The 10,125-nt window shown below is 73.1% G+C and carries 11 protein-coding genes; 1 reads left to right on the plus strand and 10 read right to left on the minus strand.

All coding sequences use genetic code 11. The features are described 5' to 3' along the window. Nucleotides 1-6: 6 nt before the first annotated feature. Complete coding sequence (locus tag ABZY33_RS24555) at nucleotides 7-1,422, minus strand: NAD-dependent succinate-semialdehyde dehydrogenase (RefSeq protein ID WP_356493805.1); 1,416 nt, start codon at nucleotides 1,420-1,422, stop codon at nucleotides 7-9. Between the two features lie 312 nt (nucleotides 1,423-1,734). Here ABZY33_RS24555 and ABZY33_RS24560 point away from each other — a divergent pair, with 312 nt between their 5' ends. Then, entirely contained in the window at nucleotides 1,735-2,781 is a 1,047-nt protein-coding gene (locus ABZY33_RS24560; protein ID WP_356493806.1) for a tetratricopeptide repeat protein, read from the plus strand. Between the two features lie 27 nt (nucleotides 2,782-2,808). On the opposite strand, the gene ABZY33_RS24565 is transcribed toward ABZY33_RS24560, so the two are convergent. The 9 genes from ABZY33_RS24565 to ABZY33_RS24605 all read right to left on the minus strand — a co-directional run. Next, the gene (locus ABZY33_RS24565; RefSeq protein WP_356493807.1) at nucleotides 2,809-3,534 is read right to left on the minus strand and encodes a GAF and ANTAR domain-containing protein; all 726 of its coding nucleotides are present in this window, start codon (nucleotides 3,532-3,534) and stop codon (nucleotides 2,809-2,811) included. Nucleotides 3,535-3,606: 72 nt separating this feature from the next. Next, nucleotides 3,607-4,272 carry an HAD family hydrolase gene (locus ABZY33_RS24570; protein ID WP_356493808.1) on the minus strand — a complete coding sequence of 222 codons (666 nt, stop codon included), beginning with the start codon at nucleotides 4,270-4,272 and terminating at the stop codon, nucleotides 3,607-3,609. Nucleotides 4,273-4,304: 32 nt separating this feature from the next. Then, nucleotides 4,305-4,871 carry a type 1 glutamine amidotransferase domain-containing protein gene (locus ABZY33_RS24575; RefSeq protein WP_356493809.1) on the minus strand — a complete coding sequence of 189 codons (567 nt, stop codon included), beginning with the start codon at nucleotides 4,869-4,871 and terminating at the stop codon, nucleotides 4,305-4,307. Between the two features lie 90 nt (nucleotides 4,872-4,961). After that, nucleotides 4,962-5,981: an iron-containing redox enzyme family protein gene (locus ABZY33_RS24580; RefSeq protein WP_356493810.1), complete on the minus strand. Its 1,020-nt coding sequence runs from the start codon at nucleotides 5,979-5,981 to the stop codon at nucleotides 4,962-4,964. Continuing rightward, on the minus strand, nucleotides 5,978-6,229 hold the full coding sequence (locus ABZY33_RS24585) for a CDGSH iron-sulfur domain-containing protein (protein WP_356493811.1): 252 nt from the start codon (nucleotides 6,227-6,229) through the stop codon (nucleotides 5,978-5,980). The genes ABZY33_RS24580 and ABZY33_RS24585 overlap by 4 nt, the downstream gene beginning before the upstream one ends. Continuing rightward, nucleotides 6,213-6,914 carry a HemK2/MTQ2 family protein methyltransferase gene (locus ABZY33_RS24590; RefSeq protein WP_356493812.1) on the minus strand — a complete coding sequence of 234 codons (702 nt, stop codon included), beginning with the start codon at nucleotides 6,912-6,914 and terminating at the stop codon, nucleotides 6,213-6,215. The genes ABZY33_RS24585 and ABZY33_RS24590 overlap by 17 nt, the downstream gene beginning before the upstream one ends. Nucleotides 6,915-7,125: 211 nt before the next feature. Beyond that, the gene (locus ABZY33_RS24595) at nucleotides 7,126-8,310 is read right to left on the minus strand and encodes an alcohol dehydrogenase catalytic domain-containing protein (protein ID WP_356493813.1); all 1,185 of its coding nucleotides are present in this window, start codon (nucleotides 8,308-8,310) and stop codon (nucleotides 7,126-7,128) included. 160 nt (nucleotides 8,311-8,470) lie between these two features. Then, a complete protein-coding gene (locus tag ABZY33_RS24600; RefSeq protein WP_356493814.1) occupies nucleotides 8,471-9,637 on the minus strand; it encodes an aromatic acid exporter family protein in 1,167 nt (388 codons plus the stop codon). Between the two features lie 170 nt (nucleotides 9,638-9,807). Beyond that, on the minus strand, nucleotides 9,808-10,125 hold a 318-nt coding region (locus tag ABZY33_RS24605), incomplete at its 5' end, for a sigma-70 family RNA polymerase sigma factor (protein WP_356493815.1).

Below are 10,125 nucleotides of genomic sequence, written 5' to 3' on the forward strand. Positions count from 1 at the left end.
CCTGGCTCAGCCGGCGATCCCGCGCAGTTCGGCGTCGGGCGGCAGGACCCGCACCAGCTTGCGGTTGACGAACTCGCGCATCCCGAGCCGGGAGAGCTCGCGTCCGTAGCCCGAGCGCTTGATGCCGCCGAAGGGCAGGTCGGGCTGGGTGGAGGTGGGGTGGTTGACCCAGACCATGCCGGTCTCCACGCGCTCGGCGACCCGGCGGCCCCGCTCGACGTCCGCGCAGAAGACGGAGCCGCCGAGGCCGTACCGGCTGTCGTTGGCGAGCGCGACGGCCTCGTCCTCGTCGGCCACCCGGTAGATCACGGCGGCCGGTCCGAAGAGTTCCTCGCCGTAGGCGCGCATGCCCGGCTTGACGCCGGTGAGGATCGTCGGTTCGACGAAGGCCCCGGGCCGGTCGATGCGGTGCCCGCCGGTGACCAGCTCCGCGCCCTGTTCGACCGTCTCCCGGATCTGGTCGGCCAGCTCCGCGGCCGCCTTCTCCGAGGAGAGCGGGCCGAGCGTGGTCGACTCGTCCGCCGGGTCGCCCGGCACCAGCGCCTCGAACGCGCGGCGCATCCCGGCGACGAAGTCGTCGTGGACGTCCTCCAGCACGATGAACCGCTTGGCGGCGACACAGCTCTGCCCGGTGTTCGCCATCCGGCCGGCCACGGCGGCGCCGACGGTGCGCTCGAGCCCCTCGCCGTCGAGGACGATGAAGACGTCGCTGCCGCCCAGCTCCAGCAGGCTCGGCTTCATGTTCCGCCCGGCCCGCTCGGCGACCTGGGCGCCCGCCCCCTCGCTGCCGGTCAGCGAGACGCCGCGGACGACCGGGCTGTCGATGACGCGCTCGATGTCCTCGTGGCTGACGAACAGGTTCGTGTAAACGCCTTCGGGGGCTCCGGCGTCGCGGAACAGGGTCTCCAGGGCGAGGGCGGACTGCGCGCAGATCCCGGCGTGCTTGACCAGCACGGTGTTGCCGAGGACCAGGTTCGGTCCGGCGAAGCGGACCACCTGGTAGAGCGGGAAGTTCCACGGCATGACGCCCAGCAGCACCCCGAGCGGCTCGTTGACGAGGTACGCCTCGCCCTCGTCGACGTCGAGGGGCTCGGGGGCCACGAAATCCGGTCCCTTGCGGGCGTAGTACTCCAGGATCGAGGCGGCGAGGTCGACCTCGCCGCGCGCCTCCGCGATGAGCTTGCCCATCTCCGTCGTGATGGTCCGGGCGAGCTGCTCCTTGCGTTCCCCCAGGAGCTCGGCCGCGCGTCCCACGACGGCGGCGCGCTCGGCGACCGGCCGTCGCCGCCACGCGTCGAAGGCCTCTCCCGCGGTGTCGAGCCGCGCGTCGACCTCCGCGCCCTCCAGGGCCGGGAACTCCGCGAGCGTCTTGCCGGTGAAGGGGTCGACTGTCGCGAATGAGCTCTTCCGCTGGTCCGCCATGACATCTCCAGAACAACTGCCGAGGGGTGTGGCGGAACCTGTCGTTCCGCCCTCTTCTCGCTGTTCGGGGTACCCGGCCCGCGCAGGCAGAAACAGCAGATACGTCCCGATTGACCTGGAGCTTCCCGCGCCCCGCCCGCCCCGGGCGGTGACCGCGGCCCCAGGTGTCCCGTACGCCCCGGAGAGGATCTCGCCCCGCGGCGTAGCACTTCAGTCGTACGGCACGACCCCTATGCGGAGGGATTCGGGGCACCCGTCCGCCCCCGTACGTTCGTGGGCGGAACACGGTGTTGACCGAGAGGCCACGAAACGATGTACGGCAAGGCGTTCGCGCCCGAATACCAAGGTGAGCTGCGTGCGGAACTCGGGGTGAACTCCTCGTACGAGGACGTCCTGGCCGCCGCGGAGCGCGCGCTCACCGACGCGGTCACGGAGGCGGACAGAGCCCGCGCCGCCCTGGCGGTGGCGGAGGCCCACCGCCGGCTCGGCTGGGTCGCGGACGCGCGGGCCGCCTGGCGGCTGAGCTACCGCAGCGCGCGCACCGCCGGGGACGAGGCCGCCATGGCCTGGGCCCTGTGGAGCGGGGGCACGCTGGCCCGCCAGTGCGGCGCGCTCCCTCTGGCTCGTCGCCTGCTGACCTGGGCCGTCACGCTCGCCGCCGGCAGCGGCGACCGGCTCGCCCACGGCTACTCTCTCGCGGGGCTTGCCGAGACCGGCCGCATCCAGGGCGACTACACTGCCGTCGCCGAGCTGCACGAACAGCTCCTGGAGCAGGGCCGGGCGCACGGCGAGGCCCGGCACATGGTCTGGGCGATGTCCGGGATCGCCCAGATGCACCGCAACACGGGCGCCTACGACCGGGCCCTCGAACTCTTCGAGGAGTCCGTGCGCATCGCCACCGAGGCGGACGACGCCCGGGGACGCGCCTGGTCGCTGCGCGGAGTGGCCGACGTGCTGTCCCTGCGCGGCGCGGCGGACCGGGCGCTGGCCCTGCTCACCGAGGCCGAGGTCATCTGCCGGGAGATGGATCTGGCCGGCGCGCTCGCCTACAACCACAAGATGCGCGGCAACATCCTCTACCGCGCCGGATGGTACGAGGCCGCCCGCGTCACGTACGGGCTGGCGCTGTCGGAGTTCGAGGCGATGCAGGAGAAGCGCGGGGCGGCGCTCGCCCGGCTCGGACTCACCAAGGCGCGGGCCCGGCTGGGGCGCGCCCGCGGCGAGACGCTGACCGAACTGGCCGAGCTGGAGGCGGAGTTCACGCGGATCGGCCTCAAGGGTGCGGGCGAGGCGGTCGTCGCCTTCCGCGCCGAACTGGACGCGACGCAGACGGCACCGCCCGTCGGGGCGGCTGCCTGAGGGCGGGCCCTGCGTATCGGACGCCGCTCAGCTCGCGGCGGCCGCGCACCAGCCCGACGGGTCCGTGAGGATGTCGTCCGCGACCTCCGGCAGCGGGCGGTCGGTGCCGAAGGCGCGTGCCCGCATGCGGCTGAGCGCCTCCTCGGCCGTGATGTCCAGCTGGACGACGAGGACGCCGACGGCCGCGTGGGTCGGGCCCCAGTAGGAGTCGAGGATGTCGACGGGCTCCCACAGGGGCAGCTCGCCCTGCTCGACCGTCTCCTGGTAGGTGCGCAGCAGGGCCTGGCTCGCCGCGTGGGCGGCTATGACGCCCTTCTCGATGACGTCCGGGTCGGGGTCGAGCGCCCGGTGGCACAGCACGTCGACGGCGCCGAGCGTGCGCCGGGCGTCGAGACGCAGCGGGAAGGCGTAGATCGCGCCGACGTCGGGCAGCGTGTCCTGGGCGCAGGGGCCGAAGACGGGCCAGCCGGTCAGATCCTGGTGCAGGTCGTTGACGACCACCTTCTCGCCGGTCCGCGCGGCCGTGACACACGGCCCCTCCCCCAGCCCGAACTGGAGCTTCTCGAGCCGCAGGGCCGCCTCACTGGTCGCGCAGAGCAGCTGGCGGTGGGGGGTGTCGGTGAAGAGCGAGAGCGTGGCGGCGTCCATCGACACGCTCGCGCGCACGGCCTCGCACAGCCGCCGGGGCAGGCGGGCCGGGTCGCCCTCGGCAGCCTCGAAGACCGACTGCTCCACAGCGAAGCGATCCACCATTTCGTCCCACCGGCCTCTCTCACGTCGTGCCCGGAGTCGCCGGGTGTCCCGTCAGCCGCCGAGCAAACCGCCTCAGACCCGGTGGAAGGCGCTGCGCTCCAATGCGCCCAGCAGTTCGGCGGTGTCGGCATAGATCTCCGCCGCACCGGCCTCGGTCAGCTGCGCCCGGCTCAGGCCGCCGCTGAGGACGCCCACGGGGACGACGCCGGCGCGCCGTGCCGCCTGCATGTCCCAGACCGAGTCGCCGACGAAGACGCTGCCGGCGGCGTCCGCGCCCACCAGCTCCAGCGCGTGGCGCACCGGCTCCGCGGCCGGTTTGCCCTCGGAGACGTCGTCGGCGCTCGCGGTCGCGGTGATCGCGTCGTCCGCGTCGATGGCGGCGCGCAGCGCCTCCAGCTCGGAGCCGTTCGCCGAGGTGGCGAGCACGACGGCCCAGCCGTCGGCGTGCAGGCGGCGCAGCAGCTCGGCGGCGCCGTCGACGGGGACGAGGCGCTCGAACCAGGTGGCGTAGAGCGTCTTGTGCGCCGCGCTGAGCGCGTCGTCCCCGTCACGGTCGCGGTCCTTGCCGAGCAGGTGGTCCAGCAGATCGGCGGAGCCGAGGCCGATGGCGCCGAGGACCGAGACCATCGGCACCCGGTGGCCCGCCTGCCGCAGCGCCTCCCACCAGCACACGGTGTGCAGATGATTGGTGTCGGCGAGAGTGCCGTCCACGTCGAAGACGGCCGCGCGTGCGCTCATGGGGCTCCCTCTGGGTCGGTTCGGTGCGGGGGTCAGGAGGCGCTGAGCACCTCGTCGATCGCGCCCACGAAGTCGTCGAGGTCCTTCGGCGTGCGCGAGGTGATCAGCGGGTAGCCGGCCGCGGTGCAGCGCTTGGCGGGCTCGTCCACCCACTCCTTGGCGCCCGCGTTGCGGATGTCGGTCTTCAGCGAGGGATACGAGGTCAGCGTCTTGTCCCGGAGGACGTCCGCCTCCACCAGCAGCCAGGGGCCGTGGCAGATCGCGGCGATCGGCCGCCCCGAGCCGGCGAAGGACGCGGCCGCCCGGACCGCCTTCTCGTCGAGCCGGAGCGTGTCGACGTTCAGGGTGCCGCCGGGAACCAGGAGCAGGTCGTACGCGCCCGGGTCCACCTCGTCGATCGTGGTGTCCGGCCGCACGGTCTCGCCCGGGTCCTTGTCGCCCACCAGCGTCTGCACCGCGTCCGTGGACTGGGCGGCGACGGTGACGTCCGCGCCCTGGTCCCGCAGCTTCTTCAGCGGGACCAGCAGCTCGTCCTGCTCGACCCCGTAGTTGGTGACGAGGACCAGGACACGACGGCCGTCGAGCTGGGTGTCAGCCATGATGATGCGCCTTTCTCTCGTACATCGTGCTGTCTTGTTCTGTGTGCTCCGTGCGGCGCAGGTCATACCTGCCGATTTCGGCCGGTTCGCTCAGCCCGGGGGAAGCGGGAGGAGCAGTGCGCTCTCGCCGCGGCGCCAGCGCGACAGGAGCAGCCGCGCCAGGCGGTCCTCCAGGAAGCCGGTGGCGGTCACACCGAAGGCCACATCGGCGTCGAGGCCGGGTTCGGCCTCCAGCAGGCCGCCGACCACCTCGTGGCGCACGATCTGCTCGTGCACGGCGTCCGCCTCGACGTGCTCGTCGTAGAACCGCTGGGCCGCGGCTCCCGCGCCCAGGCGGCGCAGTGCTTCCGCGAGGCGGCGCGAGCCGGGCGAGGAGGTGATCTCGACGGAGGCGAAGTGCCCCACCAGGGCGCCGCGCAGGCTGCGGTGCAGCCCGAACAGCGACATGAGGTTGACCGTCGCAAGCGCCTGGGACGGCGCCGCGTCGAGGTAGTGGCCGTACGCCGTCTCCAGGCCGAGGTCCGCCATCAGCTCGGCGAACAGCCCGGCGTGGATCTCGTCCGCGCGGCCCGCGCCGAACTCGTCGTACTCCACCGCGACCATGGCCGCCTTCGCCCGGCCGTGCAGCCGGGGGATGACCCAGGCGTGCGGGTCCGCCTCCTTGAGGTGGTAGAGCGAGCGCAGCGCCGCGTACTCCCGGAACTGCCACAGCTCACCGTCGCGCTGCAGGTGGTGGCTGACGCCGGTGTCGTCGAACCCGGCGGGCTCCACCAGCAGCTCCGCGAGGGTCTGTCCGGCGTCGGCCGCGGGCGCCGCGTCCGTGCGCAGGGCGCCGAGGAAGCGCTGTTGCAGCGCGCGCCGCAGGGTCAGCATGCGCGGGTCCCACTCCCACTCCTCGTCGACGCCGCCGAACCCCTGGTAGTGCAGTTCGTAGAGCACGTACAGCGCCAGCTGGAGGTCGCGGCCGTACGGGTCGGCGGCCGCGGCGCTCTCCTCGACGGGCTCCGGCGGCGCCTCGCGCCGCAGTGCGGCGACGACCGCGCCGGACAGGGGGCCGCACGGTGCGGGCAGCGCGGGCCGGGTCAGCCGCGGCTGCGTCATGGTGGTCACGCTCCGCCCCTCTCCTTCGCCGCGGCGTCGTCCGCCGCGGCCTCGTCGTCGACCCGCCGGCGCTTGCGGTGGCTGGTGTCGCACCAGGGGAAGGTGCGGCTGCGGCGGCAGGTGCAGATCGCCGCCTGGAACCGGCGGGACACATGGGTGGTGCCGTCGCCGGCGGTCACCTCGACCGGCCCCTCGATCAGGAGGGGGCCCTCGCGGTCGACGGTGACGCGGCGCGGGCGGTCAGCGGAGTTCGGCACGGATCACCACCAGCTCCTCCAGCGTGGCGTCGGCGTCCATCAGCCCCTGCTCGCACAGCCAGTCGCGGCGCTCGCGCAGCACCGGCCCGAACGGCACGTGGGCCTTGTCGATCACCGCCGCGTCCATGCCGAGGCCGGTCAGGCGGCGCAGGCTCGCGGACGCGTCGCACAGCGCGGAGTGGACCATCAGCAGGACGCCGCCGGGGCGCAGCGCCCGCGGGGCGGCGTCGCAGACGCGGTCGACCACGGCGCGGCCGTCGAGCCCGCCGTCCCAGGCCCGGGCGGGGCCGGTGCGGGGCACGAGCGGGGACGGGGCGGGCACGTAGGGCGGATTGCTGACGATCAGGTCGAACGAGCCCGGGGTGAACGACGCGCAGAGGTCGCCATGGCGGACCGTGACCGTGGTGCGGTTGATCCGGGCGTTCAGGCGCGCCGTCCACACGGCCCGCCAGGAGCGGTCGACGGCGGTGACGCGGGCACCGAGCCGCGCGGCCGCCACGGCGAGCGCTCCCGTGCCGGTGCCCAGGTCGAGCACGTCGGTCCGCGGCCCCACCTGCTCCTCGCCGAGGGCGCGGAGCAGGAGGTCGGTGTCGTACTGGGGTGCGTAGACGCCGCGCGGGGCCAGCAGCCGCGGGCGGACCTGGGGCGGCTGGTGCGGCTGTCTTGCCCGGGCATGTGTGGTCATCGGTGCCTCGCCCTGCTTCGTTCCGGTTCCTCGGGACAGCGACGCCTGCCCCTCCACCCTCCGCCGCGCCGCCGCCGATGACCACTCGAAGGGCTACGCATCGTGAGCGGCGCGGGAGGTGGGAGGGACAGGTGTCGGCTTGCGGGACGAAGTGCCCGCGACGGCCGTTCCTACACCTGGGGCCGTGCGGCCGCGGCGCCCGGCCCGGCGGTCATGGCTGCAGGAGCGTCTTCACCATGCCGTCCTCCTTGGCCTGGAACGTCGCGTACGCGGCCGGGCCCTCGGCCAGCGGCAGGTGGTGCGTGGCGAATCCGTCGACGCCCAGCGGGTCGTCGTCGGTGAGGTGCGGCAGGATGTCCTCGACCCAGCGCCAGACGTTGGCCTGGCCCATGCGCACCTGAAGCTGCTTGTCGAACATGGTCAGCAGCGGCAGCGGGCTCGCGGCGCCGCCGTAGACACCGCTGATGGAGAGCGTGCCGCCGCGGCGTACCACGTCGATCCCGGCCAGCAGGGCGCCGACGCGGTCGATGCCCGCGTTCTCCATCAGGGGCCGGGCGAGCTTGTCCGGGAGGAGGCCCGTGGCCCACTGTGCCGCCTGGGCGGTGGGTGAGCCGTGGGCTTCGAGCCCGACCGCGTCGATCACCGCGTCCGTGCCCCGGCCCTGGGTGAGGTCGCGTACCGCGTCGCCGAGGTCCTTCTTGTGCCGGCGCAGGTCCAGGACGGTGAAGCCGTTGCGCCGGGCGCGTTCGAGCCGGGTGTCCACGAGGTCGACCCCGATGACCAGCTCGGCGCCGCGCAGCCGGGCGATGCGGGCGGCCATGTCGCCGATGGGGCCGAGGCCCAGGACGGTCACGCTGCCGCCCGGCGGGATCGCGGCGTACTCCACGGCCTGCCAGGCGGTGGGCAGTACGTCGGACAGGTAGACGAACCGGTCGTCCGAGGGGCCCTCCGGCACCTTGATCGGCAGGGTGTTGCCGAAGGGCACGCGCAGGAACTCGGCCTGGCCGCCGGGGACCTGCCCGTACAGCTTGGTGTAGCCGAAGAGGGCGGCTCCGCTGCCCATGGAGCGCACCTGGGTGGTCTCGCACTGCGAGTGGAGGCCCTGCTTGCACATCCAGCAGGTGTTGCAGGAGACGTTGAAGGGGATCACGACCCGGTCCCCCACGGCGACCTGGGTGACCTCGGGGCCCACCTCCGCGACGACGCCCATCGTCTCGTGTCCCAGGATGTCGCCCGGGTCGAGGAACGGGCCGAGGACCTCGTACAGGTGGAGGTCGGAGCCGCAGATACCGGTCGAGGTGACCTGGACGACGATGTCGTCGGGCTTCTCGATCCGGGGGTCGGGCACCTCCTCGATGCGTACGTCGCGCTTGCCTTGCCATGTCAGAGCGCGCATGCCGCGCCTCCCAGGGTGAGTAGCGTGCGGGTGGGGCCGGTCGGGCCCGGTCCTTCCAGGGGCTCATACCGTGCGGCTCCTCGCCACGTGACCGGCGGTGGCGGAGGCCGGGCCTCCGCGTACCCAGGGCCACGACGCTGATGCGCGGTGGGAGCGGCGCTCAGGCGTCGGCGGTGTCCTGGAGGACGTCGCAGGTGTGCTGGAACTCCTCCATGAGGCGGGAGGCCTCCACGACGAGGACGCCGTAGGGGCGGGAGGCGTCGGCCAGCGGCAGCCGGTGCTCGTCGGCGGTGTCCAGCAGGTTCTGCAGCGCGCGCTGCGCCGCGGCCGCCTGTCCGCTCATCTCCTCGGCCTGGTCGGTGAGGGTGTCGCTGTCGAGTTCCGCGATGACGTGGGCGATGTCGCGCAGCCGCAGGGCGAAGTCGGCGTAGGCCTCGAAGGCGGGGGCGTAGGTGTACGTGTCCTCCGTCTCGCGCCACCGGCCGAGGCTGCGGATCGTGGAGCTGAGCTGGTACACCGCGCGTTCCAGCGCGCCGAGGACCTGGCGGTAGCGGGTGAAGGTCACATAGCCGCGGTGGGCGGGCAGCAGCCGGCGCGGGTTGAAGGGCAGGCTGCTCTCGGCCGTGTTCAGGCCGGAGCGGGCCTGGGCGACGGCGTTCTGCACGCGCTCGCCGGCCGTGCGCCACTGCTCGGCGCGGTCGTCGCTGACGTCGCCGCTGCGCAGTCCGTCCGCCATGTCGTCCAGCAGGGCCTCCATCTCGGCGGCCAGGACGTGCAGGCCGTCCTCGGCGCTGCGGTAGCGCAGCGGGGGCGCGACGCAGAGGTTCACGACAAGGCCGATGCCGCAGCCGATGAGGACGAGCAGGACGATCTGGCCCAGCTGGAGGGCGCGGCCGGTGTTGGTGGTGGCCGCCGAGTAGACGGAGAAGGCGAAGAAGGCCGCCGTGGCGACCTGGGGTCCCTGGTCGCCGAGGGCGGGCCACTGGCTGAGGGCCAGCGCGATGACGCCGACCACGACGAAGGCGAAGAGATCGGGGCCCGCGGCGAAGCCGATCGCCGCCTGCACCGCCACCCCGACGACGACGGCGGCGACGTAGCGCAGGGTCTGCCACACGGAGCGGTGAATGGTGACGTTCATGGTGAGCACGGCGGAGAACGGCGCGAACGCCGGTGACTGCGCGTGGACGAGATCGTGGGCGACCCACCAGGACGCCGTCGCCGCCAGCACGCTCTTGAGGACGCGGATGGCCGTCTGGCGCTCGTACCCGGATGTGCTCCACGCGCGCGCCAGCCATGCCCCACCGCCCCGCAACCGACCCACCACCACGGCCCCGCTGTCCTCTCTGTGCCCGGTCCCGCTCGGTACGGTCCGGAACTCACCACGTAACCACAGCAAGTGGGCTGAAACCGAGAGGAACCGCACACGGTGGACGGCGGGCCCGGGTACAGCGCAAGGCGCCGCCGCGGGGTTCCGCGGCGGCGCCTTGCGAGAAGTGCTCAGTCGGTGGTGAGCAGGCCCGCGCGGAGCTTGGCCACGACCCGGGAGATCAGTCGCGACACGTGCATCTGCGAGCAGCCCAGCTCGTCGGCGATCTGCTGCTGGGTGCGCTCCTCGACGAAGCGCAGGTGGAGCAGGGTGCGGTCGCGCTCGTCCAGACCCGCGATGAGCGGGGCGAGGGAGTGGAAGTTCTCGACCAGCTCGAAGGAGTGCTCATCGACCCCGATGAAGTCGGCGAGCATCGTGTCGGACTCGTCGTCCTGTCCGTTGACCGCCGCGTCCAGGGAGACGCTGTTGTAGCCGTTGGAGGCCCGCTG

The sequence above is a fragment of the Streptomyces sp. NPDC006552 genome, assembly GCF_040611655.1.
Taxonomy (GTDB): Bacteria; Actinomycetota; Actinomycetes; order Streptomycetales; family Streptomycetaceae; genus Streptomyces.